Genomic DNA, 25,888 nt, shown 5'->3' with positions numbered 1-25,888 from the left:
CGTGATTCCCCCTGGTTGGCGCCTCGGGGAAGCGCCCGTCGAAAGAAGGACCGCCAGCGTGCCTAGTCGGCGAGTCGCTCGGCGATCGCCGAGGGCTGGACAGTGTCGCCGGCCTCGTTGCCCCAGGCGTTGCGCTCGTAGGTAATCACGGCGGCGATCTCCGCCGGATCCAGCGTGTTGGCGAAGCCCGGCATGGCGCTGCCCGCAATGCCATCGATCACCGTCTCGATGTGCCGCTCGCGGTCATCCAGCAGCGCCTGGTTGCCGGCCAGGGCCGGGAACACCGGCGGGTTGCCGCTGCCATCGGGCTGGTGACAGGAGGCGCAGATGGTGCCGTAGACCTGCTCGCCACGCGCCATCAGCTCGTCCATGGCCCACTCCCTATCGAGCCCCATGGCGGCCTCGGCGGCCTCGGCCTGGCGCTCGGACAGCCAGGCATCGAAACGTTCGGGCTCCACCGCCTCGACGACGACCGGCATGAAACCGTGGTCGCGACCGCACAGCTCGGCGCACTGGCCGCGATAGATGCCCGGCTCGTTGATGCGCACCCAGTTCTCGTTGACGAAACCCGGGATGGCATCCTGCTTGACGCCGAGTTCCGGCACCCACCAGGAATGGATCACATCGTCGGAGGTCAGCAGCAAGCGCACCTTGCGGTCGACCGGCAGCACCAGCGACCGGTCGACCTCGAGCAGGTAGTGCTCGCCCTTTTCCTGCTGGCCGGCGATCTGCTCGCGAGGGGTCGCCAGACTGGAGATGAAGGACACCTCTTCGCCACGATATTCATAGCGCCAGCGCCATTGCTGCCCGGTGATCATCACCTCCATATCGGCGTCGGAGGCGTCGTACATCGACTTGAGCGTCGCCGTGGCAGGGATCGCGATCACGACCAGAATCAGCAACGGCACGATCGTCCAGATCACCTCGACCGTGGTGTGCTCATGAAAGGCCGATGGTTTGGCGCCACGGGAGCGGCGATAGCGGAAAAGCGAGTAGAAGAGTGCACCGAAGACCACGATGCCGATGACCACACAGATCCAGAAGATGGCCATGTGAAGGCCATGGATGTCCCGGCTGAGATCGGTGACGCCGACCGGCATGTTCCAGCCGCTGGCCAGGGCCCCCGACACCGGAACGCCCATGGCCGTTCCGCTCGCCGTCCATACGAGCCGCTTGCGCATCCGCATCGCCTCCTCCTGAACGTCGACGTGTATCCACCACGCCTGGATCGAGTATAGGACTCCGTTGTCGCATGACCCGCGGGCGCCATCTCCCGTACCCAACGGCCCCTTCAACGCAGTCCGGATTCCTCAGCGAGCCGCCAGCATCGCCACCAGGGCGATCAGAACCACCAGCACGATCGCCAGCACCACGCCCGCCACGATGAAGGGCCCCGCCCCGCCTCTGGAGAAATCCTCCTGGCGCCGCGCCTCCTTCTGAACCCCGAAGAAGGCCGCCAGCACCGACGCGATGACCCGCCACATGAACATGCTCCCACTGACCGACTCACTCCTAGACCGTAGACCAGGGATCGCCGATATGCGCACTCCCTGACCTGCATCAGGGGAAAAAGGGAAAGCCCGCTCGGCGCACGCGAGGGCGCTGCGAGGGCCTATACTTCGGGGTGACAGCGACGGCAGCGGATGGCGTTGCACCATCCTTCAGCGCACAGATCGGGAGGTTCGAGATGACCCAGTCAACGGGAGAGACCACCAGCGCCCTCCCTCCCGCCAGCGATGCCATGCTCCAATGGTGGACCCAGCAGCTGACGCAAGGCACGACGCCCTTAGCCCGGATGCAGTTCGCCTGGCTGGAGAGCCTGGCCGAGGCCATGCAGTTCGAGGCCGAGTGCCTGCGCGCGCTGGCGGAGAGCGGCGAGCGCATGGCCGGCTGCTATAGCGGCGAAGCGCATCCGCACGAGCTCCACGAGTGCTACCAGCGGCTCATGCAGGATGTCGCCCAGGTCCACTGGCAGCGGCTCGAGAGGGTCGCCGAGCTCTCAGAGGACTTCCGCCAGCGGATCTGGGAAGAGATCTGATCGGCCAGCGCGCGGAACTCCTTGCCCCCTGCGGCGCCCTCGCCTCGGCGATCAGCTCAGTCCCAGCAGATGCACCAGCGGCGGCAGCAGAAAGGCCGTCAAAAGTCCCGTGATGCCCATCGCCAGCCCCGAGAAGGCACCGGCCACCGCGCCCAGCCGTGCAAACGACTGAGCCGTGCCGAAGCCATGGGCCGCCAGCCCCATGGCGAAACCCTGCACCGCGGGATCCTGGATACGCAGCAGCCGGAAGATGACCGGCCCCAGCGCGCAGCCGATAGCCCCGGTCAGCAACACCAGCCCCGCCGCCAGAGACGGAATACCGCCGATCTGTTCGGCGATGCCCATGGCGATCGGTGACGTCACCGATCTCGGCGCCAGCGACATCAGTGTCTCGTGACGCGCCCCCAGCACCAGTGCCAGCCCCAGCGTGCTGGCCACGGCCGTCACGATGCCGGTCACACAGGCCAGCAGCAGCGGCACCAGCAGGCGCCGCACCCGTTCGCGGTGATCGTACAGCGGAATGGCCAGCGCCACCGTGGCCGGCCCCAGCAGGAAGTGGATGAACTGGGCGCCCTCGAAATAGGTGGCGTAATCCATGTCCAGCAGCAGCAGGCTGCCGATCAGCAGGGCAATCGCCAGCATCACGGGATGCAACAGCGGCGTGCCGCCCAGCATCTTGTTGATCCGCACCGCCAGAGTGAAGGCCACCAGCGTCAACAATAGCGACAGCAGCGGATTGCCCGACAGGTAGACCCAAAGCTGGTCGAGGCGAGCGACGTTCATCGGCGGCCTCCCTGGCCCAGGCGGCCCTGAAGTCGCGACAGCACCCAGGCCGTGACGCCCAGCGTCAGCGCGGTGGAGACCACCAGAGTCACCAGGATCGGCAGAATGTCGCGGCCGATCAGCGCCCCGTGCACCATCACCCCGACGCCGGCCGGCACGAACAGCAGCGTCAGATAGCGCAGCAGCCCCTCGCCCGAGGCCCTCAGGCTATCCGGCACCTTGCCACGCACCAGCAGGGCCACCAGCAGGATCACCATGCCGATCACCGGCCCCGGGATCGGCACCGCCAGTCCCCTGGCCAGCAGTTCCCCCAACATCTGGCACGCCAGCAGCATGCTCATTCCCAAGATCAGCGGCATCGTCGTTCTCCCTATCCGTGTGCTCCTATTCTACTAAGCGGGGAGCACGACGGCAGTTCTCGACGGGGCTAGCCAACCTTTTGAAAAAAAGCGCAAAAAGGACTTTTCATTTGCGGAGGAGCGAGGTAATATACGCCTCGTTCTCGGGGGACACGCCCAACGGCAACAAGCCCAAAAGAGAACGTCGGAGCGTGGCGCAGCTTGGTAGCGCGTTGCAATGGGGTTGCAAAGGTCGCTGGTTCGAATCCAGTCGCTCCGACCATCAAACATCTGAAAAACGGCCACTTAGCTCATCAGAGCGGTGGCCGTTTTTCTTTGTCTGAATCTTTTCGACAGCCCCACCTTTTCCAACTGCGCTGCTCGCCGCCCGACGCCCTTGGTTTGCCAGTACGACGGGGCAGATAGAACAGCGCTTGCGCCGAGGGACACCGCTAGAGGCTGGGCACACACTAGGATGGCTCACCGCAGCAGCCTTGGGCGGCCGTGACAGGACTTGATCTCACCCACTGACGCATCCATAACTGTCCCACAGGCCACCCACCCTAGGAGCGCATGCCATGAAGAAAGCCATTGGGGCCGCGATTGCGAACTGGTTTCGCAAGCCCGAGAACCGTGAAAAGGCCCGGCAGGCGGCGAAGCAGGCCTATAGCCAGTACCGGAAGCGCAAGAATTCCGGCAAGTAGCCGAATACGCACAAGAGAATGGCGCGAATGCTCGTCGACCGTAGCCCCGACCGCCATGTGTCGTCAGCCCGGTGAAGCAACCGCGAGAAGCCGCCGAGACCGGCAGGAACGACGAAATAATCGAATGCCCAAACGCTAACCGGGAGCCCTGAGGGGCTCCCGGTTAGCATGTTCGATGGCACCCTTCGGCCTGGATGATCTCTCCTGGCCGATGCCGCCTCAGCCCATGTAGTGGGCGATGGCCTTTTCGGCTTCGTTCTTGGCGGCCGCCACGGCGGTCCAGTGATCGAGCACTTCGGGGGTCAGGGAAGTGGGCATGACAGACTCCTGTTTCAAACGTATGACTCGAGCGCAAGATTACCACGGCGGCCGCACGCCGCCATTCGCCTTTCGGCTACCCGGCGGCAATACTGCAGACGAGTCCATCCAGCGAGGGCACGACGTGCGCCACCACGAACAGACCCACATCGGCTTCGACGAGCACGGCAACGAATACGTCATCGACGAATTCCACGACCGGCCGCACCTCGAGGGCCTTCAGCACGGCGGCGCCATCAGCCGGGGGCTGCCGACCTTCAGGACCCGCGACGGTCATGAGGTGGAGCGTCTGGGCCCGGGCGAGTTCAGCGTCCGCGTGCCCGGCGAGGAAAGCGGCGTCCCGGTGTGGACCCACGATCCCGAGCATGTCTGATAGGCTGGGCGCTCCCCAGAAGGAGCCCGACATGCCACGACTCGCGCCGACCGCCCTGCTCTGCCTCGCCCTGATGGCCGCTCTCGGCGGCTGCACCACCTACACCTGGCCCGACGGCCACCGTGAGACGGTCTGGGGCGTGCCCACCCAGGACGAGACCAAGACCGATCAGCAGAAGCGCGCCGAGGGCGTGCAGTATCGCGAGCCGGGCGAGCCGCCCGAGTGACGCCTCGGGCCTTCGATCAGGCTCCGTGCTTGCGAAAGACCAGGCACAGGTTGTTGGCCGGCATCTCCACCAGCCGCTCGAGGCCGAGCGCGTGACGCTCGGCCTCGGCGCTCACGTCCGCCAGATCGCGAATGCCCCAGCGCGGATCCCGCGCCCGCAGGTCGGCGTCGAACGCCAGGTTGCTGGAGGCCGTCGGGTGATCCGCCCGCAGGTAGGGGCCGTAGAGCAGCAGCATGCCGCCGGCCTCGAGCCGCTCCCCCGCCCGTGCCATCAGCGCCTCGGTCACCGCCCAGGGCGAGATATGGATCAGGTTGATGGCGACGATCGCCTCGAAGCGGCCCTCGGGCCAGTCGGCGGTGGCGTCCAGCGCCAGCGGCGCCCTCAGGTTTGGCAGCGCCACGGCCTCGCGCCAGGCGGCGATGGAGGCGCGGGCCTCCGGAGTCGGGTCGCTCGGCTGCCAGTCCCAGTCCGGCCGCGCCGCGGCGAAGTGGCAGGCATGCTCGCCGCTGCCGGAAGCCAGCTCGAGCACGCGCGCCGGGCCGGGCAGCGCCTCGGCCAGCACCTCGAGAATCGGCTGGCGGTTGCGGGCCGCGGCGGGGCTGTACAGTCGGGCATCGGTCATAATGGCCTCTGACGATCGGGCAAAGGAGAGTAAACGGCCGATGATAGCCGCATCGACCCTCGCCTCTCCAGCACCGGCCTCTCTGCGGCGCCACCCTCCTCCCCCCGTGTGACCGCCGGCGGCGTCCGCCTCAGGACACCGTGTCCCGCGTCATCGGCGAGGCGTTCAGCAGGCGGTGCAGCACCGCCATCACCGCCAGGGTGATGACCATGGCCACGCTCATCGAACTGAAGCGGTAGAGCGCGGCGTAGAAGACATCCTGGTTCGGCCCCAGATACTGGCCAAAGAGAATCCCGAGCGTCGTCAGGGCCCCGAAGCCGACCCCCGAGCCGCCGCCCTCGAGCAGATGGATGCGCGCGAACAGCATCAGGCCAATCCAGTAGCTGAGCATCACCAGCAGCAGATGATCGCTCTGGGTGAACAGCAGCAGCTGTATCAGGATCGCCAGGTTGCAGCCCAGCAGCGCGCCGATCGCCCGCTTGACCGCCGAGACCCTGGCATTGGGATAGCCCAGCGCGAACAGGATCAGGATGGTGGCCATCTGCGCCGACAGCGAGTCCTTCAGGTCCAGGGTCTGGAAGACCGCGAACGACAGCGTGGCGGTGATGGCGCCGATCAGTGTCTGGTGGCGCACCAGCGAGGCCGGCTTGTCGACCGCCGGCGGCGGCTTGCGCCCTTCGGCGTCGGGAAACAACAGGTACATCAGCGCCGCGATGCACACCGCCAGCACGCTGGCCACCACGTTGTTGGTCAGCAGGTCGAACAGGTTCCGACTCGGATAGCTGGCGAAGTGCAGCAATATGCTGAGGGTCAGCACGCCGTTGGCGCCGAACAGGAACAGCGGCCCCCTCGCCATCAGCCGGAAGCGCGAATAGAACAGCAGGAACGCCAGCCCGGTCATCACTACCGGCATGTGCTGGGTGAACCCGACCACCAGCGACACCTCGACCACGTTGATGCAGGCGTTGCCCAGGAACTGGCGCACCACATGGGGTTTGAACACCGGCACCAGGCCCAGCAGGAACATCGGATAGACGGTATAGAAGACGCCGTAGTTCCAGTCCATCAGGTGGCTGATGGCGAAACCGATCATGCCGGCGAAGGCGATGCGCAGGCACTGGCGCATGTCGTTGACCGAGAAGCGCGACTCGCCGGCTTCCTGCTCCTCCGGGGCATGGCCGCGGTGCGGCAGCACCAGCCCCGCCGAGCGCAGCAGCAGTCGCCTCAGGCCATGCACCAGCCCGGCCTGCGAACCCGCCGGCGAGGCCCGCTCGCCGGCCCCCGGCGCCTCATCGGTCGCGGCATCCGGCCGTGCTTCGTCCCCGCCGGGACGATCAGTAGACATAGTGCAGCCAGGACATCAGGCGGATCTGCAAGCCCCCGAACAGCGCCGACAGCGGATTGGCCTCGGGCAGCAGCTGCACGGTGGCCCGCGCGCCGCTGACGGGCAGCGGCTCGGGCGGATGTTCCAGTTCGAGATGCAGGCGCACGCGCTGGGCGTCGCGCACCCAGCGATCGGTGGTCGGGATGTCCGCCAGGGTCCCGTCCGCGGCCAGCTGGCCGTCCTGGACGCCGGCATCCCGCGAGGCCACGCGCGCCTCGAACACCCGTCCCGGCAGCGCGTCGAACACCACTCGGGCCGCCTCGCCCTCGCGCACGTGGCGCAGGCTCTTCTCGCGCAGATCGGCCACCAGGTCGAGCCCGTCGCCCACCACCGCCAGGGCCGGCTGGCCGCGGGTCACGTAGTCGCCCTCGCGCAACTGAAGGTTGGTCACCACACCATCGCGGTCGGCGCGCACCAGGGTGTGCGTCAGGTCGAGTTCGGCCTGGTCGATGGCGTTGTCCGCCTGGCGCAGCTGCAGGTTGTTGTCGCCACGATCGCCGAGCTGCACCTCAAGCTGACGAATACGGGCCTGAGCCGCCGCCACCGAGGAGCGCGCCTGGCGCTCCTCGGCCACGATGCTGTCGACCTGCTGCTGGGAGATGCTGTGGCGACTGAGCATTGTCTCGGCCCGACGACGCTCGCCGGCCAGCTCCTCGGCCGAGGCCCGGGCCGCATCGAGATCAGCTCGTGCCTCGGCGAGATCGGCCTCGAGCAGGGTGTTGTCGCGTTCCACCGCCTCCCGGCCCAGCCGCGCCTGATGCAGCGCCAGCTCGAACGGCGCGCGATCGAGCGAGAACAGCACGTCGCCGCGCTCGACCCGCTGGTTGTTGGACACGGCCACCGTCTCGACCCGGGCCGATACCTCCGGCGCCACCCGCACCACGGGCCGCAGCACCCGCGCCTGCGGCGTCATCGGCATGTAGGTATCGGCAACCACGAAATAGACGAACAGCACGCAGAAGGCCGCCAGCGCGACTCGAACCCAGCGCGCGAAACTCTGATCTGGAGACATTGACCCCTTCCCGTCGATGAGGCCGGCCGAGACGGCCGGCGACGCAAAAGGGAAAGATGATAGCAACCCTTTTAGCAAGCTAAAAGATGTATCGCGATTGTATTGCCAACTACTTTCATGCTCGCTATCGATAGCGCCGCTTGCTTACTCCCGGACGAGCATCGATGCCCCGTTCTGCGCGGCATGCCTGGCATCGCGAGTCGAGATGACTACAATGGACGGCTGCTTTTTTCGCCCATCACCGACCTCCCCCGCAAGGAACCCTCATGAACGCCATCGTGCTTGCCATCCTGGTCATGGTCATTCTCAGCCTGATGCGAGTGTCCGTGGTCTTCGCGCTCATCGCCGCCACCCTGGTCGGCGGTCTCTACGCCGGCATGCCGATCGGCGAGATCATGGACGCCTTCAACGACGGCCTGGGCAACGGCGCCACCGTGGCCATCTCCTACGCCGTGCTCGGCGCCTTCGCCGTGGCCCTGTCACGCTCGGGCATCACCCAGCTGCTGTCGCAGAAGGCCATCGCCGGGCTCCACCTGGACCAGGGCATTCCCCGCCGCCGCACCATCGTCTACGTGCTGCTCGGCGTGCTGCTGGCCTTCTCGGTCAGCTCCCAGAACCTGATCCCGGTGCATATCGCCTTCATCCCGGTGCTGGTGCCGCCGCTGCTCAAGCTGATGAATCACCTCGAGCTCGACCGCCGCGCCGTGGCCTGCGTGATCACCTTCGGCATCACCGCGCCCTACATGCTGCTGCCGGTAGGCTTCGGCTCGATCTTCCTGCACGACATCCTGCTGACCAACCTCAACGACAACGGCCTCGACGTCAGCGCCGCCATGGTGCCCACGGCGATGATCGTGCCGATCGGCGGCATGGCGATCGGCCTCGTGGTCGCGATCCTGTTCAGCTATCGCGGCAAGCGCAGCTACGAGGATCGCGACCTGGCCCACGGCGACGAGACCCCGGCAGAGGCCGCCGGCCACCTCAAGCCCTGGCAGATCGCCGTGCTCGGCCTGTCGCTGGTCGGCACCGTGGCGGTGCAGCTGGTCAGCGGCTCCATGGTGCTCGGCGGCCTGTTCGGCTTCGCCGTGCTCTCCGTCAGCGGGGTGTTCCACTGGCACGAACAGGACGACATCTTCACCGAAGGCATGCGCATGATGGCGCTGGTCGGCTTCATCATGATCGCGGCGGCCGGCTTCGCCAGCGTGATGCAGGAAAGCGGCCAGGTGGAGACCCTGGTGACGAGTTCCACCGAACTGATCGGCGACCACAAGGGCCTGGCCGCGCTGGTCATGCTGCTGGTGGGCCTGTTCATCACCATGGGCATCGGCTCGTCGTTCTCGACCATCCCGATCATCGCCTCGATCTATGTGCCGCTGGCGATCGGCTTCGGCTTCTCGCCGATGGCCACCATCGCCCTGGTCGGCACCGCCGCCGCCCTGGGCGACGCCGGCTCGCCCGCCTCGGACTCCACCCTCGGCCCGACCGCCGGCCTCAACGCCGACGGCCAGCATGACCACATCTGGGACAGCGTGGTGCCGACCTTCCTGCACTACAACATCCCGCTGATCGGCTTCGGCTGGCTCGCCGCCATGACGCTGTAAGTCAGCCAGTCGCGTCACCATGCAAGAGGCCCCGCCGGTATCGCCCGGCGGGGCCTCTTGCTTTCCGCAGAAGGGCTCGGCGATGCGGGACTCAGCCGCGCACGCAGCAGGCCTTGCCCTTCTTCCCGCTCCCGCACAGGCAGGGATCGTTGCGCCCCGGCTTGAGCCGCGTCACCGAGGGCTCGCCGTCCACGTAGACCCAGCGGCCCGCCTTACGGCGAAAGCGCGAACGCTCGTCCAATGCGCCCCAGCGACGACCCTCTCGGAAGGTGGCGCGAAAGTGCACCGTGCCGGTATCGCCCGCCTCGTCGTGATCGAGGATCTCGAGGCGCACCCACTGGGTCGGGTCATCGTCCGGCAGCGACGCCGGCCGCGTCTCGGGCGCCCAGCTCTGCAGCAGATAGTCGCTCAGGCCCAGGGCGAAGGCGCTGTAGCGCGAGCGCATCAGCGCCTCCGGGGTCGGTGCCGGCTCGCCGTGATGATAGCGGCCGCAGCAGGCGGCGAGCGGCAGGCCGCTGCCGCAGGGGCAGTCGTTCGAAGTCGTCATCGGGGTCTCGTATTCATCGTGAATGGGGTTCAGGGACTACGCCGCTTGGTGCGCGCCGTGGCCTCCGCCGACCACGGATCCTCCGGCCAGGGATGCTTGGGGTAGCGACCGCGCATGTCCTTGCGCACCTCGGGGTAGCCATTGGCCCAGAAGCTCGCCAGGTCCGCGGTGACCTGCAGCGGGCGCCGCGCCGGCGACAGCAGGTGCAAAAGCGGCGCGACCCGGCCGTCGACCAGCCGCGGCGCGGCCTCCCAGCCGAACACCTCCTGCAGTTTCACCGCCAGCACCGGCGTCTCGCCGCGATAGTCCAGCGCCACCCGCGAGCCGCTGGGCACCGTCAGGTGGGTCGGCACCAGGGCGTCGAGCCGGGACGACTGGCCGCCGGCCAGGCCGTCGCGCAGGATGCGCGCGAACGGCAGCGCCTCGACCTCGTCGAGGCGAGTCAGCCCGGCCAGGTAGGGCCCGAGCCAGGCGTCCAGGTCCTCGAGAAGGGCCTCGTCGGACCAGTCCGGCCAGTCGTCGCCCAGGGTGCGGCGCAGCAGCAGGACCCGGGCCCGCAGCTGCTCGGTGGCCTCATCGAACGGCAGCCCGCGCCGGCGCACCGCCTCGAGCAGCGCCTGCCGGGCGGCCTCCGGCGGCAGCGTCGTCAGCGGCCGGCGCTCGAGCACCACGGCGCCGAGCCCGCGGCGCCGCTCGCCGACCAGCCGCCCGCGCTCGTCGGACCATTCGAGATGATCGCACCACTGGCCGGCCTCGGGATGCAGCGCCGTCAGCCGCGCCTCGTCCAGGGCCGCGGCGCGGAAGATCCGCCCGCCGCCGCCCTCGCCGTCCAGGGCCACCGCCACCAGCAGCTCGGCGTGGGCCAGGGGGTGGGACTCGGGCAGCGTGGCCTGCCCGCCGCCGGCCAGGCGGAAGCGGCCCGGCGAGAGCCGCTGGGCGATGCGCTCGGGCCAGGCCAGCGCCAGCAGCTCGCCGAGCGCCTCCATCCGGGGCGACGACAGCCGGCAGCCCATCAGGCTCGCCAGGCGTTTCGCATCGCGCTGCCAGGCGCGATCCTCGCCGGGGCTGGCGAAGCGCTTCTCCAGTGCCGCGGCCAGGTCGCGCTCGTCGTCGGCACCGCGCCCCTCGAGCAGCGCCGCCAGGCCGCAGGCCAGGGCCGCCGCGTCGAGCTCAGGCGCACGCTGAAGCATCACCGCCAGCCGCGGGTGGGTCGGCCAGCGCGTCGAGGCGCGGCCCAGCGCCGTCAGCCGATGGGCGTCGTCCAGCACGCCGAGGCCGCGCAGCAAGTCGCGCCCGGCAGCGAGCGCCCCCGCAGGCGGCGGCGTGATCCAGGTCAGCGACTGGGGGTCGGTGATGCCCCAGCGCGCCAGCTCGAAGGCCAGCGGCGCCAGGTCGGCCTGACGCATCTCCGGCTCGCGGTCCGGCACCAGCGGCTGCTCCTCGGCCCACAGCCGATAGCAGACGCCAGGGCCCTGGCGACCGGCGCGGCCCCGGCGCTGGTCGGCGCTGGCCCGGTTGACCCGCCGGGTCTCGAGCCGCGTCAGGCCGGTGCGCGGCTGGAACACCGGCAGCCGTTCCTGGCCGGCGTCGATCACCAGCCGCACGCCGGGCACCGTGACGCTCGACTCGGCGATGGCGGTGGCCAGCACCACCCGGCGACGGCCCTCGGGATCGGGCGCCAGCGCCCGTCGTTGGGCGTCCAGCGGCAGCCGGCCGTGAAGCTCGTGGATCGCGGCATCGGGCAGGCGATCGGCCAGCGCCCGCGCCAGGCGGCGGATCTCGCCGACGCCCGGCAGGATCACCAGGGCGTCGCCGTCGTCGGCCGCCAGCGCCTCGGCCACTACCGCCGCCTGATGGCGCGAGGCCTCGTCACGACGCTTCGGAGGACGGTAATGGGTGGCGACCGGAAACTGACGCCCCTCGCACTCGATCACCGGCGTGTCCTCGCCGAGCACCGCGGTCAGCGAGGCCACGTCCAGGGTCGCCGACATCACCAGCAGGCGCAGGTCGTCGCGCACCGACTGGGCATCGAGGGTCAGCGCCAGGCCGAGGTCGGCCTCGAGGCTGCGCTCGTGGAACTCGTCGAAGATCACCCCGGCCACGCCCTCGAGCAGCGGGTCCTCCTGGAGCATGCGCGTCAGCACGCCCTGGGTGACCACCTCGAGGCGCGTCTCGGGCCCGACGCGAGACTCGCCGCGCATCCGGTAGCCCACCGTCTGGCCGACGCTCTCGCCCAGGGAATCGGCCATGTGTCCCGCCGCCAGCCGAGCGGCCACGCGGCGCGGCTCGAGCAGCAAGAGGCGCTGTCCGCGGCACCAGTCGGCCTCGAGCAGCGCGAGCGGCACGCGGGTGGTCTTGCCGGCGCCGGGCTCGGCCACCAGCAGGGCACGGGCGTGCCCGGCCAGCGAGCCCTGGATGTCGGCCAGCCTCGCCTCGATGGGCAGGCCGGTCGGAGTCGCGTCATTCACGCCTGTGGTCATGCGGATCTCGTGTCGTATGCCTGGAGAGAAAGGGGAGTTCCAGGCGCCATTTTGTCGAGCCTGGGGCGTCGTGGACAGGTCAAGAGCCAGTTTTCGTCGACGGATCCCTCTCGGCGACATCGACCGCCGAGTCCGATACCCGCCTCGCTTGCACGCCGGCGGGCCAGCGGCTAGCCTTGATCTTCGCTGATCTTGACCAAAAGGTCAGAAAAATTGCCTCACATCACCCACAACAACAACAGGGTATCGGCATGCAACAGACCTCTCCCCGCGCCGACGGGGCGCTCAACGCGGACGCACCCTCGCGGCAGCCCAGCCTGCCTCTCCTCGATCGGTGGTTCGGCGTCACCCGCCGCGGCTCGACGCTGAAGACCGAGCTGCTGGCCGGCATCGCCACCTTCCTGGCCGGGATGTACATCATCGTGGTCAATCCCGCCGTGCTCTCGGACGCCGGCATCCCCTTCTCCGCGGCGTTGTCCGCCACCGTGCTGATCAGCTTCATGAGCAGCCTGGCGATGGGCCTCTACGCCCGCAACCCCATCCTGGTCGCCCCGGGCATGGGCATGAACGCGCTGTTCACCTACACCCTGGTGCTGGGCGCCGGCCTCAGCTGGGAAGTCGCGCTGGGCTGCGTGTTCTGGTCGGGGGTGCTGTTCGCCCTGCTGGCGGTGTTCAACGTGCGCCGCGCCATCATCGAGGCCATCCCCGCCTCGCTGCGCTACGCCATCACCTGCGGCATCGGACTGTTCATCACCTTCATCGGGCTGCAGAACGCCGGCTTCATCGTCGGCAGTGACGCCACCCTGGTATCGCTCGGCACCATGGACGCCTCTCTCGCCACCTTCTTCCTCGGGCTGGTGGCCACCGCGGTGTTCGTGATCCTGCGCTTCAACGGCGCGCTGATCATGGGCATCGCCCTGACCACGCTGATGGCCGCGCCCATGGGCCGGCTGTGGGGCGACGAGGTGATGGTGGCCTGGAACGGCCTGGCCGCCTGGCCGGACTTCGGCGCCGTGATGCAGGTCGACATCCTCGGCGCGCTGAAGGTGGCCTATCTGCCGTTCATCTTCGTGATGCTGTTCACCAACTTCTTCGACGCCCTGTCGTGCTTCATGGCGCTGTCGGAATCGGCGGACCTCAAGGACGAGGACGGCAACCCGCGCCACCTCAAGCGCTCGATGACGGTGGATGCCTTCGCCTCGATGATCGCCGCGCCGCTCGGCACCAGCGCCGCCCAGACCTTCATCGAGTCGGGCGCCGGCGTCGCCCAGGGCGGCCGCACCGGCCTGGTGGCGGTGGTCATCGCGCTGCTGTTCCTGCCCTTCCTGTTCCTCTCGCCGCTGCTGTCGCTGGTGCCCGGCATCGCCACCGCCCCAGCGCTGGTGCTGGTCGGCCTGTTCATGATGGCGCCGGTGGCGAAGATCGACTGGCAGCGCTTCGACCAGGCCTTTCCCGCCTTCCTGGCCATCATCCTGATGCCGCTGACCTACTCGATCACCCTCGGCATCGCCTTCGGCTTCATGAGCTTCGTGCTGATCAAGGTGGCCACCGGACGCCTCGAGGACATCCGGCCGGCGATGTGGGTGTCGGCGGCGCTGTCGGTGCTGCTGCTGGTCACCGCTCAGTAAGCGACGCCTCGTCGGCCGGCGCGCGGTCGGCGGGGTGCTTCACCCCGCAGCCCTTGATCACCACCCGGGTCAGGAACTCGGTGATGCGCTCGATATCCTCGTTGGAGAGCGCCTCATGGCCGGTGATGCCCCGCACCTGGGCCTCGAAGTCGGCGTAGTGCTGGGTCGAGGACCAGATCAGAAAGATCAGCCACACCGGGTCGACCGGGTCCATCAGGCCCCGCTCGGCCCACTGGCGAAACACCGCCGCGCGGCTGTGCACCCAGTCGCGCAGCTCGCCACTCAGGAACTCCTGCAGGAAGGGCGCGCCGCCGATGATCTCGCTGGCGAACAGCCGTGAGCCCTCGGGATACCGGCGCGACATCCACATCTTCGAGCGAATGAAGGCCGACAGCACCTCGGCCGGGTCGTCGTCGGCCGAGATGTCGTCGAGCATGGCGTTCCAGCGCTCCATCACCCGCTCCAGCAGGCGCACGTAGAGCCTGCGCTTGCTGCCCATGTAGTAGAGGACATTGGACTTGGGCAGCCCCGCCTGCTCGGCGATCTCCTGCACGCTGGCCCCGCGATAGCCGTGCCGGGCGAAGACCCGCTCCGCCGCCGCCAGGATCGCCTGCTCGTTGCGCCGGCGGATGGCGCCGCCTTCCTGTTCACTGCCGTTGTCTGCCTTGGCCATGGGCCCTCGCTGTCGGTACCGATCCTGGGGGCAAAGAGTGCCTCAGGGCCCGGCATCAAGGCAATTCGGCATCACCGCCGACGCCCGATCGGGGAGAAAACGGCACCGGGAGGCGCCTGACACTTGCCAAAGCTGACCACACGGTCAAGAATTAGATCATCTCCTGATTCCCGGCCACTACAACCACAATCGGAGCCGACACCCATGATCGACTTCTACCTCAACGGCAGGCGTCAGCGCTGTCGCAACGTCAGCGCCGACACCAGCACCCTCGAGCTGCTGCGCGAAGGCCTCGGCCAGACCGGCACCAAGGAAGGCTGCGCCTCCGGCGACTGCGGCGCCTGCACCGTGGCGATCGGCGAACCCGGTGAGGACGGCGAGCTGGTCTATCACAACGCCAACGCCTGCCTGACCCCGGCCCACCAGCTCGACGGCTGCCACCTGGTCACCGTCGAGGGGCTGGCCAGCGGCGAGCGGCTGCACCCCGCCCAGGCGGCGATGGTCGACTGCCACGGCAGCCAGTGCGGCTTCTGCACGCCCGGGATCGTGATGTCGCTGTTCACCCTCTACGAGGATCAGCGGCGACGACCTGCCCCGCTGAACCAGGCGCGCCTCGAGGAGGCCCTGGGCGGCAACCTGTGCCGCTGCACCGGCTACCGGCCGATCCGCGACGCCGCCCTCGCCATGGGCGACTATCCGGCGGCCGATCCCGCCTGGGCCGAGGACGCGGGCCTCGCCGGCCACGTCGCCTGCCTGCGCCAACCCCGCGACGGCGAGCCGGCCGCGGCGGGCCACGACGTCAGCCACTATGTCACGCCCCGGGACCTCGAGGCCCTGCGCGCGCTGAAAGCCGAGCGCCCCGACGCCCGGCTGGTGGCCGGCGGCACCGACCTGTGGCTCGAGGCCACCCAGCAGCTCAAGGCGCTGGACGATCTGATCGACGTGCGCCAGGTCGCCGAGCTCAACGCCATCGAGGAGACCGAGGCCGGCTGGTGGATCGGCGCCTCGGTCACCCTGGCCCGGCTGACGCCGCTGCTCGCCGATCCCTACCCGGCCTTCGCGCACCTGATGCATCGCTTCGCCTCCTCGCAGATCCGCCACCGCGCCACGCTCGGCGGCAACATCGCCAACGCCTCGCCGATCGGCGACACCCCGCCGGTGCTGCTGGCCCTCGATGCCATACTGCGTCTCGACGGCCCCGGCGGCCCGCGCGAGCTGCCGCTGTCCGATTTCTTCCTCGACTACCGCCAGACGGCGCTGGCCGACGACGAGTTCATCGCCGCCGTCTTCCTGCCGCGCCCGAGTGCGGCGCAGAATCTCAAGGTCTGGAAGCTGTCGAAACGACGTGAGGACGACATCTCCGCGGTGCTCGCCGCCTTCGCCTGGCGCCTGGAAGACGGCGTGATGCGCGACGTCCACCTGGCCTTCGGCGGCATGGCGGCCGTGCCCCGCCGCGCCCCCGCCGCCGAGGCCGCGCTGGAGGGCCACGCTCCGGACGCCGAGGCCTTCGCCGCCGCCCGGGCGGCGCTCGGCGAGGAGCTCGCGCCGATGTCCGACGTGCGCGGCAGCGCCGAGTACCGCCGCCTGGCCGCCGGCAACCTGCTCGAGCGGCTGCGGCTGATGATCGCCGCCGAACATGGCCCCATCGACGACAACGGCGCCAACGACAACAACGATTCCGCGACCAAGGTGACTCTCGATGCGTACGCTCACTGACATTCCCCAAGACACCTCACGGCGGAACCAGGGCGACGCGCCGCTGGCCCGGGAGACCGTCGCGGCCCGGGGCGGCGCCGGCAGCGCCCGCGCCCACGAGAGCGCCGTCAAGCACGTGACCGGCCGCGCACCCTATATCGACGACATCGCCACCCCGGCCAACGCCCTGCACGTGGCGGTGGGCTTCTCGCCGGTGGCCCACGGCCGCCTGACCCGGCTCGACCTGGACGGGGTGCGCGACGCGCCGGGCGTGGTGGACGTGATCACCCTGGCCGACGTGCCCGGCCATACCGACATCGGCCCGGTGTTCCCGGGCGACCCGATCTTCGCCAGTGAGGAGATCAGCTACCTCGGCCAGAGCCTGTTCGCGGTGGCGGCGGAGAGCCACCGCGCGGCGCGGCTGGCGGTCAGGGAGGCGATCGTCGAGATCGACGAGCAGCCGGCGTCGCTGGACCCGGTGGCCGCCGCCGAGCGCGAGGAGTTCGTGCGCCCCACCCACGTGCACCAGCGTGGCGACTGGCAGAACGCCCTGAACGAGGCGCCCCATGTGCTGGAGGGCGAGCAGTTCGTCGGCGGCCAGGAGCACTTCTACCTCGAGGGCCAGGCCTGCCTGGTGGTGCCCTCCGAGGACGAGGGCGTGATGGTCTACACCTCCAACCAGCACCTCAGCGAGAGCCAGAAGCTGGTCGCCGAGGTGCTCGGCGTGCCCTTCCACGCGGTGACCATGGAGATGCGACGCATGGGCGGCGGCTTCGGCGGCAAGGAGACCCAGGCCTCGCCCTGGGCCTGCATCGCCGCGCTGATCGCCCGGCGCACGAACCGCCCGACCAAGCTGCGCCTGCCCCGGGCCGAGGACCTGCGCGCCACCGGCAAGCGCCACCCCTTCCATAACCGCTATCGCCTCGGCTTCGACGAGCGCGGCGTGCTGGCCGGCGGCGATATCACCGTGATCGGCGACTGCGGCTACTCGCCGGACCTGTCCGAGGCGATCGTCGACCGCGCCATGTTCCACGCCGACAACGCCTACTCGCTGGGCGAGGCCCGGGTGACCGGCCAGCGCGCCCGCACCCACAAGGCCTCCAACACCGCCTTCCGCGGCTTCGGCGGCCCCCAGGGCATGATGATCATCGAGCGCGCCATGGACGACATCGCCCGCCATCTCGGCGAGGACCCGCTGACCGTGCGCAAGCGCAACCTGTATCGGGCCAGGGGCGAAGACGGCGCGCCGCTGGACGTCACCCGCGATATCACCCACTACGGCCAGCGCGTCGAGCAGCTCACCCTGCTGCACGACCTGATCGACCAGCTCGAGCGGAGCAGCGACTACTGGGCGCGGCGCCGAGAGATCACCGCCTTCAACGCGGCAAGCCCGATCATCAAGCGCGGCCTGGCGCTGACGCCGGTGAAGTTCGGCATCTCCTTCACCGCCCAGCACCTCAACCAGGCCGGCGCGCTGCTGCACGTCTATACCGACGGCAGCGTGCTGATCAACCACGGCGGCACCGAGATGGGCCAGGGCCTGCACACCAAGGTGTGCCAGGTGGTGGCCCGGGAGCTGGGCCTCGATCTGGAGCGGGTACGCATCAGCGCCACCCGCACCGACAAGGTGCCCAACACCTCGCCCACCGCCGCTTCCAGCGGCGCCGACCTCAACGGCCAGGCGGCCCGCGACGCGGCGAGCAAGCTCCGCGAGCGGCTGTTCGACTTCGCCGCCGCTCACTTCGACCGGGAGGCGGGCGGGCTCGACCGCGAGACCATGCGCCTGGAGGACGGCCAGCTGGTGGCCGGGCTCGGCGAGGCCGAGACGCGCATCCCCTGGGGCGAGCTGGTCCAGGCCGCCTATATCGGCCGCGTCTCGCTGTCCGAGAAGGGCTTCTATGCCACGCCCCTGATCCACTACGACCGCGCCACCGGCCGCGGCCGGCCCTTCTACTACTATGCCTTTGGGGCCGCCGTGGCCGAGGTCGAGGTCGACACCCTGTCCGGCGAGTATCGCGTCAGCCGCGCCGATATCCTTCACGACGTGGGCGATTCGCTGAACCCGGCCATCGACATCGGTCAGATCGAGGGCGGCTTCATCCAGGGCATGGGCTGGCTGACCAGCGAGGAGCTGGTCTGGAACGAGGCCGGCCGGCTGGTCTCCGACGGCCCGGCCACCTACAAGATTCCGGCCTTCGGCGATTTGCCCGAGACCTTCAACGTCGCGCTGATGCAGGGCCATCCCAACTCCCAGGCCAGCATCTATCGCTCCAAGGCCGTGGGCGAGCCGCCCTTCATGCTCGGCATCTCGGTGTGGTCGGCGCTGCGCGATGCCCTCTCGAGTCTCGCCGACTATCGCGTCAGCCCGGCGCTGGACACGCCCGCCACCCCGGAGCGTGTACTGATGACCGCCGAGTCCCTCAGAAGGACCCGCACCGACGCCTATGCCGAGCATGGCGCCGCCCATGACGAGGGGTCTGACCATGCACCCACCTGAGCCCTGGTACGCGGCGCTCGCCCGCCTGCAGCGCGAGGCGCGCCCCCACGCCCTGGCCAGCGTGGTGGGCGTGGCCGGCTCCACCCCGCGGGAGCCCGGCGCCAAGATGGTGGTCACCGCCGACGATGTCCACGACACCCTGGGCGGCGGCCACTTCGAGCAGCAGGTGATCGAGGCCGCCCGCGAGGCGCTGGCCAGCGGCCGCCGCGACACCCGGCTCGAGGCCTTCCCGCTGGGCGGGCGCTCCGGTCAGTGCTGCGGCGGCTACGTGCACGTGCTGATCGAACCGTTCGCCGGCGCCGAGATGGAGATCGCGCTGTTCGGTGCCGGCCACGTCGGCCGGGCGCTGGTCCAGGCGCTGGCCCCGCTGCCCTGGCGCATCCGCTGGTTCGACAGCCGCGAGCACGCCTTCCCGGATGACGCCGCCGACCGAGACCGGCTGCAGCATGTCCGCCTGGCGGCCGGTGCCGAGGGCGCGGAGGCCGCGGTGGCCGCACTGCCGGCCGGCTGCCACGCCCTGGTGATGACCCACGATCACGCCGAGGATCGCGCCCTGGTCGACGCCCTGCTGCGGCGCGGCGACTGCGCCTCGATCGGCCTGATCGGCTCCGACAGCAAGTGGGCGAGCTTCAAGAGCCGGCTGCGCGACGCCGGCCACGACGAGGCCGCACTGGCAACGGTGCGCTGCCCGATCGGCGTGCCCGGCGCCCACGGCAAGCGGCCCTGCGAGATCGCCCTGGCGGTGGCCGCCGAGCTCTTGACGCTCAAGCCCGACACCGAGCGCGACGACCGCCGCGGCGTCGCCCCGGAGACGCTGCGCCAGGCGTTTCCATCAAGAACTTAGAGCCACACCGATGAGCACCGGGGATAAGGCGCAGCGAGGGTTTTTGCCATGGGTGAGGCGGATTCCGCCGAACGGGCTGGCCATGGATGGCCAGCACCGGCCCTGCAAGCGGCGCAGGACGCGAGAGCGCCGCAGGGCAAAAGTAGCGCCCAGGGAAGGGTTCACAGCGCCTCGCGATGGTCCGGCACCCCGGGGCTTGTCGCCGGGTAAGCTCATCGCCTGAACATTCGCCAAGACCCAACAGAATCCGACTTTTCCATGCGCCGGCCAAGCGGCGTTCAGCGGAGAGATTGATGACCGACCCCCAACCCCACATGCGCCTGCTGCGCGGCCCGCTGCTGAGCTTCGACGCCGACCCGGGCGAGGACGACGCCCCGGCCGCGGGCAGCGTGCGCCATCTGGAAGACGGCGCCGTCTGGCTGGTCGACGGCCACATCCACGCCGTGGCCGACTTCGCCGAGCTGGCCCCGCACCTGCCGGCGGACATCGAGACGGTGGACTACGGCGACAAGCTGATGATGCCGGGCTTCATCGACAGCCACGTGCACTACGCCCAGCTCGACATCATGGCCTCCTACGGCCGCCAGCTGCTCGACTGGCTCAATGACTACACCTTCCCCGAGGAGTGTCGCTTCGCCGAGTGCGCCCACGCCGAGGCGGTGGCCGAGGCCTTCCTCGACGAGACCCTGCGCGCCGGCACCACCACCGCCCAGGTATTCTGCACCTCGCATCCCGGCTCGGTGGACGCCTTCTTCACCGCCGCCCGGGCCCGCGGCCTGCGCATGCTGGCCGGCAAGGTGCTGATGGATCGCCACGCCCCCGAGGCGCTGGTCGACGATCCCCTCGGCGGGCTGGCCGACAGCGAGCGGCTGATCGGCGACTGGCACGGCCGGGGCCGCCTCGGCTACAGCCTGACCCCGCGCTTCGCGCCCACCTCCAGCCGCGAGCAGCTCGAGGCCACCGGCGCGGTGCTGCGCAACGCCCCGGATCTTCACCTGCAGACCCACCTCTCGGAGAACGAGGGCGAGATCGCCTGGGTCGGCGAGCTGTTTCCCGAATGCGAAGACTATCTGGGGGTCTACGAGCGCTACGGCCTGGTGGGGCCGCGCAGTACCTTCGCCCACGGCATCCACCTCGACCAGCCGATGCGCCGCCGGCTGGCCGAGGCCGGCGCCAACGTCGCCTTCTGCCCGACCTCCAACCTGTTCCTCGGCAGCGGACTGTTCGACCGCCTGGCCTGCCGCGAGGCGGGGCTCGCCACCACGCTCGCCAGCGACGTGGGCGCCGGCACCGATCTCTCGGGGCTCGCCACCCTCAAGGCCGCCTATCAGGTCGGCCAGCTGCGCGGCCAGCCGCTCACCGCCTGGCAGGGCTTCTACCGGCTGACGCTGGGCAACGCCCGGGCCCTGCACCTGGACGAGCGCATCGGACGCCTGCGCGAGGGCCATGAAGCCGACCTCGTGGTCCTCGACCCACAGGCCACGCCGCTGCTGGCCCGACGCACCGCCCGCTGCCGCAAGCTCGCCGAGACGCTGTTCGCGCTGATGATGCTGGGCGACGACCGCACCGTGTACGCCACCTGGGCCAACGGCCGGCGGGTGCATCAGCGAGACGCCTGATCTCCCCCTGCACACGCCAGGCATGAATGACCGGCACGAAAAAAGGGCGGCGCCGAAGCGCCGCCCTTTTTCCATCGATGCCCGCCGACATCAGCCGCAGGCCGCGAGCCTGGCGCGAAGTTCCGAGCGGCGCTCCTCGCTCATGAAGGCCGCCTCGATCGCGTTGCCGGCGAGCCGGCCGAAGGTCTCCCGGGACCAGCCGAAGGCGCGCTGGCAGGCCTCGAAATTTTCCAGCATGCCGCCGCCGAAGTAGGCGGGGTCGTCGGAATTGAGCGTCAGGTTGAGGCCGGCCTCGAGCATCGCCGGCAGCGGATGCGCCTCCATGCGCTCGACCACCTTGAGCCGCAGGTTCGAGAGCGGGCAGACGGTCAGCACCATGGCCTCGTCGCGCAGCCGCGCGACCAGCGCCTCGTCCTCCAGGCAGCGCACGCCGTGATCGATGCGGCAGACGTCGAGCACGTCCAGCGCCTCATGGATATAGGCGGGTGGCCCCTCCTCGCCGGCGTGGGCGACCCGGGCCAAGCCCAGCTCACCGGCACGGCGAAACGCCTCGGTGAACTTGCCCGGCGGATGGCCGACCTCGGCGCTGTCGAGGCCCACGGCGTCGATCCGGTCGAGATAGGGCGCGGCCTGCTCCAGCAGCGCCTCGGCCTCCTCGGCCGGCCGGTCCCGCAGGAAGGCGAGGATCATCGCCGTGGACAGGTCCAGCTCGTCCTCGGCGCGACGGCGGGCGCGCTCGAGCCCCTCCATCACCGCCTCCAGCGCCACGCCCCGCGACAGATGCGCCTGGGGGTCGACGTGCATCTCCACGTGCACCACGCCCTCGGCGGCGGCGCGCCGGAAGTAGTCCATGGCCAGGTCCTCGAAGTCCCGGGCGGTGAGCAGCACGCTCATGCCCTGGAAATAGAGGTCAAGGAAGGACTGCAGGTCGTCGAAATCGTAGGCGGCGCGCACCTCCTCCACCGAGGCGTAGGGCAGCGTCACGCCGTTGCGCTCGGCGAGCGCCATCATCAGTTCGGGTTCCAGGGTGCCCTCGATGTGCAGATGCAGCTCGGCCTTGGGCAGGGCCTTCAGGAAATCCCGCATGAATCACCTCGTATCAATGCTTTGCCCTATCCTGAAAGATTCCGCGCGGCGGCGCAAAGTCCTTCTCCGGCAGCAGGCTCAGGGCCTGCCAGCGATCGACCCCGGGCAGTGCCGTCTGTTCGGCCCGCTCGTGCACCAGATAGAGCACGCTGCGCCCGGCGAGCCAGCCGTCGAGGCGCTCGGCGATGCGCGCGGCCAGCGCCGGATCGAGGCCGGCGAAGGGCTCGTCGAGGATGACCAGCCCCGGATCGCGCAGCAGCAGCCTCGCCAGCGCCACCCGACGCGCCTGGCCGCCGGAGAGTCGCCGACCGCCCTCGCCCACCCGCGTGTCGAGCCCGCGCGGCAGCGATTCCGCCCAGTCGGCCAGTTCCACCGTCTCGAGCACGGCCCACAGCCGCGCGTCATCGGCCTCGGGGGCGGCCAGCAGCAGGTTGGCCGCCAGGCTGTCGTCGAACAGTTCGGTGTGCTGGGTCAGACAGGCGACCCGCTCGGCCAGAACGTCGGCGGCGATCTCGCCGACCGGCGCCTCGTTCAGACGCACCCGGCCCGCGTCCGGCACCCGCTGGCCGGTGACCAGCGCCGCCAGGCTCGACTTGCCGCTGCCCGACACCCCGTGCACGGCCAGCCGCTCGCCGGGTGAAAGCGCCAGCGAGAAGCCGTCGAACACCGGCGTCAGGGCGCCGGGATAGCGCAGCGCGACCTCCTCGAGGGCGAGCGCCAGCGCACCGGGGCGCAGCGACGCCGCGCCCCGGTCGGCGTCGTCGCGACGGGTATCCTCCAGCGCATTGAGCCGCTCGGCGGCGGCCAGGGTGGCCCCGAACTGGGTGAAGGCCATGGGCAGCGCGGTCAGCGCCTCGCTCATCGCCATCACCGCCAGCGGCATCATCACCATCAGCGGGCCGGACAGCCCCCCGGCCTGCCAGGCGAGGGCCGCCAGCCACAGCGCCGAGAGCCAGCCGAACCCGACGGCCAGCCCGGCCACCGCCGTGCCCAGCGCCGAGAACCGCCCCAGGCGGCCCTGATCGGCGTAGAGCCGATCCTCGATGGCCTCGAGGCGCCGCCGCTGGCCGGCCAGGGTGCCGTAGGTCTCGAGCTCGGCGAGCCCCTGGAGCTGTTCGATCAATCGGCCGCGCAGGCGCTCCAGCTCATCGACCCGCTGCCGGCTGGCGGCGAGCCCGAGGCGCGCCTGGCCCAGCGTCAGCCAGCCCCAGGCGGCGCCGAGCAGCCCCGCCACCGACAGGGCCGTCGCCGGCGACCAGATCGCCAGGAAGCCGGCCAGGGCGAGGATCGCCAGCAGCGCCACCGCCGCCGGCGCCAGCAGGCGCAGGAACAGGCTGTCCAGGGTGTCGATGTCGGCGGTCAGGCGGTTCAGCCAGTCGCTGGCCCGGCGCCGCGACAGCGTCTGGGCGTCGAGGCCGGCCAGCACCGCGAACATCCGCCCGCGCAGGTCGGCCAGCAGGCGCAGCACCGTGTCGTGGTTGTAGAGCCGTTCGACGTAGCGCGCCGCGGTGCGGGTCACCGCGAAGCCGCGGATGCCGCTGCCCGGCACGTAGACGTCCAGGGTCATGGCGCCCCCGGCGGCCAGGGCGATGCCGGCCAGGCCGGTCGCGGTGATGAACCAGCCGGACAGCGCCAGCAGCCCGATCGCCGAGGCCAACGCCAGCGCCATCAGCGCGCCGCCGGCCAGCAGGCGGCCGCGGCGCCGGCCGAGCAGGCGCAGCCAGGGCGCGAGGGTCGCGATCGTGGCGCGTCGCTCAGTCATGGATCACCTCCTCGAGGCGGCCGTCACGCAGCGTCAGGTGCCGGTCGGCGCAGGCCAGCGGCGCGGCCCGGTGGCTGGCGATGACCAGGCTGCGGCCCTCGGCGGCCAGCGCCATCAGCGCCTCGATCACCACCGCCTCGCTCTCGGCGTCGAGGCTCTCGGTGGGCTCGTCGAGCAGCACCAGCCGCGCCTCGGAGAGAAACACCCGGGCCAGCGCCAGACGCTGGGCCTGGCCGCCGGAGAGCCCGACCCCGCGCTCGCCGAGCCGGGTGTCGAGCCCGTCGGGCAGCCCGGCCACCAGCTCGCCCAGGCCGGCGGCGACCAGCGCCCGATGCAGCGCGGCGTCATCGGCGGCGGGCGCGGCGAGGCGCAGGTTGTCGGCCAGGCGGCCGTGGATCAGCAGCGGACGCTGGTCCATCCAGGCCACCTCGAGCCGGGTGCGCAGGCGACGATGGCCGCTGTCCGGATCGACAAAGCCCGCCAGGAGCTGCAGCAGGGTCGACTTGCCGACGCCGGAGGGCCCGCTGATCGCCAGCACCTCGCCCGGCGCCAGCGTCAGGTCCAGCGGCCCCAGCACGCGGCCGCGCTCGGGGTGCGACACCGTGACCGCCTCCAGCTCGGCCACCGCCCGAGCGGCATGGGGCGCGGGCGGCGTCAGGCCGCTGCGGCGCGGCGTCTCGTCGAGCAGTGCCACCATGCCCTCGGCGGCGCCCAAGGCCGAGGCGCGGTCGTGATAGTGCTGGGCCAGGCTTCTCAGCGGCTGGAAGAATTCCGGCGCCAGCAGCAGCGCCAGCAGCCCGGAAAACAGCGTAAGCTGGTCGGCCGGCCCGTAGCTGATGTAGCCGAGCAGGCCGAAGCCCACGTAGATCGCCACCACGGCGATCGACACGGCGGCGAAGAACTCAAGCACCGCCGAGGAGAGAAAGGCCAGCCGCAGCGGGCGCAGGGTCCGGCGCCGGTAGTCGTCGGCGGCGGCGTGCACCTCCTCGGTGGCCGCGGCGGTGCGGCCGAACAGCTGCAGGGTGGTGATGCCGCGCACCCGGTCGATGAAGTGGCGCGACAGCCGTGCCACGGCATCGAACTGCTCCTCGTTGAGCCGCTCGGTGCCCATGCCCACCAGCGCCATGAACAGCGGGATCAGCGGGGCCGCCAGCAGCAGGAACACCGCCGCCAGCCAGTCGAGCCAGGCCACGACGGCCAGGATGACCAGCGGCAGCAGCACGGCGAGATAGCGCTGGGGCAGGAAGCGGGCCACGTAGCCGTCCAGCGCCTCGACCTGGTCCACCGCCCGCTGGGCCAGGCTGGCGCTGTGATGGCCGGTGAGGCCCACCGGCCCGAGCCGTTCCAGATGATCGAGCAGCTCGCCCCGGGCCCGGCGGCGCAGCCGCAGGCTGGCGGCGAGGCCCAGGGTCTCCTGGCCCCACTGGGCCAGGGCCCGCAGCCCCATCAGCGCCGCCAGGGCGATGAAGGCCAGCAACAGCGTGGAGGGCGCACGGCCCTCCACCAGGAGTGATGTCACCAGCCAGGCCAGCAGCACCAGCTGTGCCACGGTGGCGATGCCGGCGACCAGGCCACAGCCCACGGCCAGGCCCAGTCGCCCTCGTTCGGCGCGCGCCAGGCCGGCGAGCCAGGCGCGCGATGTCGATGCCTGCGTCATC

Annotated in this window: 23 protein-coding genes and 1 tRNA gene; 11 read left to right on the top strand and 13 right to left on the bottom strand. The window is 70.2% G+C overall.

Going from position 1 to position 25,888, the window contains the following annotated elements; translation table 11 throughout:
• Nucleotides 1-62: 62 nt before the first annotated feature.
• Together coxB and FIU88_RS07965 are read right to left on the bottom strand one after the other, a co-directional pair.
• Nucleotides 63-1,181, bottom strand: a complete 1,119-nt coding sequence (coxB, locus tag FIU88_RS07970; RefSeq protein ID WP_216647317.1) for a cytochrome c oxidase subunit II — start codon at nt 1,179-1,181, stop codon at nt 63-65.
• A gap of 129 nt (nt 1,182-1,310) precedes the next feature.
• The gene (locus FIU88_RS07965; RefSeq protein ID WP_152478816.1) at nt 1,311-1,484 is read right to left on the bottom strand and encodes a DUF2970 domain-containing protein; all 174 of its coding nucleotides are present in this window, start codon (nt 1,482-1,484) and stop codon (nt 1,311-1,313) included.
• 203 nt (nt 1,485-1,687) lie between these two features.
• Here FIU88_RS07965 and FIU88_RS07960 point away from each other — a divergent pair, with 203 nt between their 5' ends.
• Nucleotides 1,688-2,038, top strand: a complete 351-nt coding sequence (locus FIU88_RS07960) for a hypothetical protein (protein WP_152478815.1) — start codon at nt 1,688-1,690, stop codon at nt 2,036-2,038.
• Between the two features lie 51 nt (nt 2,039-2,089).
• Here FIU88_RS07960 and FIU88_RS07955 read toward each other — a convergent pair whose 3' ends face one another.
• Together FIU88_RS07955 and FIU88_RS07950 are read right to left on the bottom strand one after the other, a co-directional pair.
• Nucleotides 2,090-2,821, bottom strand: coding sequence for an LrgB family protein (locus tag FIU88_RS07955; RefSeq protein ID WP_016854815.1), 732 nt, complete (start codon nt 2,819-2,821; stop codon nt 2,090-2,092).
• Nucleotides 2,818-3,180, bottom strand: coding sequence for a CidA/LrgA family protein (locus tag FIU88_RS07950; RefSeq protein WP_016854814.1), 363 nt, complete (start codon nt 3,178-3,180; stop codon nt 2,818-2,820). Before FIU88_RS07950 ends, FIU88_RS07955 begins: the two co-directional genes overlap by 4 nt.
• Nucleotides 3,181-3,365: 185 nt before the next feature.
• Here FIU88_RS07950 and FIU88_RS07945 point away from each other — a divergent pair.
• The 4 genes from FIU88_RS07945 to FIU88_RS07935 all read left to right on the top strand — a co-directional run bounded on the left by FIU88_RS07945 (nt 3,366) and on the right by FIU88_RS07935 (nt 4,780).
• Nucleotides 3,366-3,442: transfer RNA gene (locus tag FIU88_RS07945), tRNA-Pro, on the top strand.
• A 295-nt stretch (nt 3,443-3,737) separates the two neighbouring features.
• A complete protein-coding gene (locus FIU88_RS19500; RefSeq protein WP_016854754.1) occupies nt 3,738-3,863 on the top strand; it encodes a hypothetical protein in 126 nt (41 codons plus the stop codon).
• Between the two features lie 442 nt (nt 3,864-4,305).
• Nucleotides 4,306-4,554 (top strand): hypothetical protein, encoded by a 249-nt coding sequence (locus FIU88_RS07940; protein ID WP_152478814.1) that lies wholly within the window; start codon nt 4,306-4,308, stop codon nt 4,552-4,554.
• A 31-nt stretch (nt 4,555-4,585) separates the two neighbouring features.
• Complete coding sequence (locus FIU88_RS07935; RefSeq protein ID WP_152478813.1) at nt 4,586-4,780, top strand: hypothetical protein; 195 nt, start codon at nt 4,586-4,588, stop codon at nt 4,778-4,780.
• A 16-nt stretch (nt 4,781-4,796) separates the two neighbouring features.
• On the opposite strand, the gene FIU88_RS07930 is transcribed toward FIU88_RS07935, so the two are convergent.
• From FIU88_RS07930 to FIU88_RS07920, 3 genes are all read right to left on the bottom strand, one after another.
• The gene (locus FIU88_RS07930; protein WP_152478812.1) at nt 4,797-5,402 is read right to left on the bottom strand and encodes a DUF938 domain-containing protein; all 606 of its coding nucleotides are present in this window, start codon (nt 5,400-5,402) and stop codon (nt 4,797-4,799) included.
• Between the two features lie 130 nt (nt 5,403-5,532).
• Complete coding sequence (locus FIU88_RS07925; protein WP_253742806.1) at nt 5,533-6,528, bottom strand: DUF2955 domain-containing protein; 996 nt, start codon at nt 6,526-6,528, stop codon at nt 5,533-5,535.
• 208 nt (nt 6,529-6,736) lie between these two features.
• Nucleotides 6,737-7,798: an HlyD family secretion protein gene (locus FIU88_RS07920; RefSeq protein ID WP_152478811.1), complete on the bottom strand. Its 1,062-nt coding sequence runs from the start codon at nt 7,796-7,798 to the stop codon at nt 6,737-6,739.
• 266 nt (nt 7,799-8,064) lie between these two features.
• On the opposite strand from FIU88_RS07920, the gene FIU88_RS07915 reads away from it, so the two are divergent.
• Nucleotides 8,065-9,399 (top strand): Na+/H+ antiporter family protein, encoded by a 1,335-nt coding sequence (locus tag FIU88_RS07915; RefSeq protein ID WP_152478810.1) that lies wholly within the window; start codon nt 8,065-8,067, stop codon nt 9,397-9,399.
• 91 nt (nt 9,400-9,490) lie between these two features.
• On the opposite strand, the gene FIU88_RS07910 is transcribed toward FIU88_RS07915, so the two are convergent.
• The gene (locus FIU88_RS07910; RefSeq protein ID WP_152478809.1) at nt 9,491-9,946 is read right to left on the bottom strand and encodes a YchJ family protein; all 456 of its coding nucleotides are present in this window, start codon (nt 9,944-9,946) and stop codon (nt 9,491-9,493) included.
• Between the two features lie 29 nt (nt 9,947-9,975).
• Nucleotides 9,976-12,426, bottom strand: a complete 2,451-nt coding sequence (gene hrpB / locus FIU88_RS07905; RefSeq protein ID WP_152478808.1) for an ATP-dependent helicase HrpB — start codon at nt 12,424-12,426, stop codon at nt 9,976-9,978.
• A 251-nt stretch (nt 12,427-12,677) separates the two neighbouring features.
• Here hrpB and FIU88_RS07900 point away from each other — a divergent pair, with 251 nt between their 5' ends.
• Nucleotides 12,678-14,054: an NCS2 family permease gene (locus tag FIU88_RS07900; RefSeq protein WP_152478807.1), complete on the top strand. Its 1,377-nt coding sequence runs from the start codon at nt 12,678-12,680 to the stop codon at nt 14,052-14,054.
• Here the strand turns inward: FIU88_RS07900 and FIU88_RS07895 are convergent.
• A complete protein-coding gene (locus tag FIU88_RS07895; RefSeq protein ID WP_152478806.1) occupies nt 14,041-14,727 on the bottom strand; it encodes a TetR/AcrR family transcriptional regulator in 687 nt (228 codons plus the stop codon). The genes FIU88_RS07900 and FIU88_RS07895 overlap by 14 nt on opposite strands.
• A gap of 204 nt (nt 14,728-14,931) precedes the next feature.
• Here FIU88_RS07895 and xdhA point away from each other — a divergent pair, with 204 nt between their 5' ends.
• The 4 genes from xdhA (at nt 14,932) to guaD (ending at nt 21,382) form a co-directional block, all read left to right on the top strand.
• On the top strand, nt 14,932-16,443 hold the full coding sequence (xdhA, locus tag FIU88_RS07890; protein WP_152478805.1) for a xanthine dehydrogenase small subunit: 1,512 nt from the start codon (nt 14,932-14,934) through the stop codon (nt 16,441-16,443).
• Nucleotides 16,427-18,919, top strand: a complete 2,493-nt coding sequence (xdhB, locus tag FIU88_RS07885) for a xanthine dehydrogenase molybdopterin binding subunit (RefSeq protein WP_152478804.1) — start codon at nt 16,427-16,429, stop codon at nt 18,917-18,919. The genes xdhA and xdhB overlap by 17 nt, the downstream gene beginning before the upstream one ends.
• On the top strand, nt 18,906-19,763 hold the full coding sequence (xdhC, locus tag FIU88_RS07880) for a xanthine dehydrogenase accessory protein XdhC (RefSeq protein ID WP_152478803.1): 858 nt from the start codon (nt 18,906-18,908) through the stop codon (nt 19,761-19,763). The genes xdhB and xdhC overlap by 14 nt, the downstream gene beginning before the upstream one ends.
• 293 nt (nt 19,764-20,056) lie before the next feature.
• A complete protein-coding gene (guaD, locus tag FIU88_RS07875; protein WP_152478802.1) occupies nt 20,057-21,382 on the top strand; it encodes a guanine deaminase in 1,326 nt (441 codons plus the stop codon).
• A gap of 90 nt (nt 21,383-21,472) precedes the next feature.
• On the opposite strand, the gene FIU88_RS07870 is transcribed toward guaD, so the two are convergent.
• Genes FIU88_RS07870 through cydD form a run of 3 tightly spaced genes read right to left on the bottom strand, consistent with a single transcriptional unit; the run spans nt 21,473 to nt 25,887 of the window.
• Nucleotides 21,473-22,468 carry an adenosine deaminase gene (locus tag FIU88_RS07870; RefSeq protein WP_152478801.1) on the bottom strand — a complete coding sequence of 332 codons (996 nt, stop codon included), beginning with the start codon at nt 22,466-22,468 and terminating at the stop codon, nt 21,473-21,475.
• 13 nt (nt 22,469-22,481) lie between these two features.
• Nucleotides 22,482-24,230, bottom strand: coding sequence for a thiol reductant ABC exporter subunit CydC (cydC, locus tag FIU88_RS07865; protein WP_152478800.1), 1,749 nt, complete (start codon nt 24,228-24,230; stop codon nt 22,482-22,484).
• Nucleotides 24,223-25,887 carry a thiol reductant ABC exporter subunit CydD gene (gene cydD, locus FIU88_RS07860; RefSeq protein ID WP_152478799.1) on the bottom strand — a complete coding sequence of 555 codons (1,665 nt, stop codon included), beginning with the start codon at nt 25,885-25,887 and terminating at the stop codon, nt 24,223-24,225. The genes cydC and cydD overlap by 8 nt, the downstream gene beginning before the upstream one ends.
• Between the last annotated feature and the right edge of the window lies 1 nt (nt 25,888).

This window comes from Halomonas sp. THAF12 (assembly GCF_009363675.1).
GTDB classification, from domain to species: Bacteria; Pseudomonadota; Gammaproteobacteria; order Pseudomonadales; family Halomonadaceae; genus Halomonas; species Halomonas smyrnensis.
This window is presented reverse-complemented; position numbering and strand designations above follow the sequence as displayed.